This is a genomic window from Streptomyces coryli (genome assembly GCF_011044975.1).
Lineage (GTDB): Bacteria > Actinomycetota > Actinomycetes > Streptomycetales > Streptomycetaceae > Streptomyces > Streptomyces coryli.
This window is the reverse complement of sequence record NZ_JAAKZV010000598.1, coordinates 1-605: the sequence shown is the minus strand read 5'-3', so window position 1 is coordinate 605 and position 605 is coordinate 1. Positions and strand designations below refer to the sequence as shown.

At 69.8% G+C, this 605-nt stretch carries 1 protein-coding gene; it reads right to left on the bottom strand.

Translation table 11 applies throughout. The features are described 5' to 3' along the window. A partial coding sequence (locus tag G5C51_RS42380) for a DUF4232 domain-containing protein (RefSeq protein ID WP_165246279.1) occupies positions 1-488 on the bottom strand: 488 nt, incomplete at its 3' end. Between the last annotated feature and the right edge of the window lie 117 nt (positions 489-605).

The window sequence follows — 605 nt, the reverse complement described above, 5'->3', positions numbered from 1 at the left end:
GGATTACCGCCCGCCCCCGCCGCCAGCGGGCTGATGCTGAAGACGTTCCCGCAGATGGTGATCTCGCCCGGGATCTCGATCGAGGCCTTGTTGGCCGGCGGATACACCCGCACCTGTGCCGAGGCCGGCAGGCACTTACCGTGCCGGTTGAGCGTGTGGAGGGTGTTGCTCGCCGTGCCGCCCGGCTCGATCGTCACCGTCCCGTAGCTCTTGCTCTCGCGCGTCGCCGCCGGGCCGATCTGCTTCCCGGCGGAATCCAGCAGCGATACGCCCGGGAAGCCCTTCAGGGCGCAGGCGCTCGAGCCCTTATTGGTCAGCACCAGGTGCCGGTAGACGTGCCCCGCCCCGGCCTCCTGGCCGCCGATGGCGGCGCTGAGCTGCGACGTCTTACACGTCGGGGTGCCGGTGGCCCCGGCCGCCGCCGGCACTGCGACGACCGCCGCCCCCGCAGCCACCGCCGTACCCACCGCGATCAGTGCTCTACGCATGCCTTCGCTCCCTCTTCCACGCCGGACGGAGGACTGGGACTGCCCCAGAGACGACGCAGCGGGAGGGACGGTTGTAAAGCTGCCTCTAATACACATGTCCGAGCCCACGAGACATGA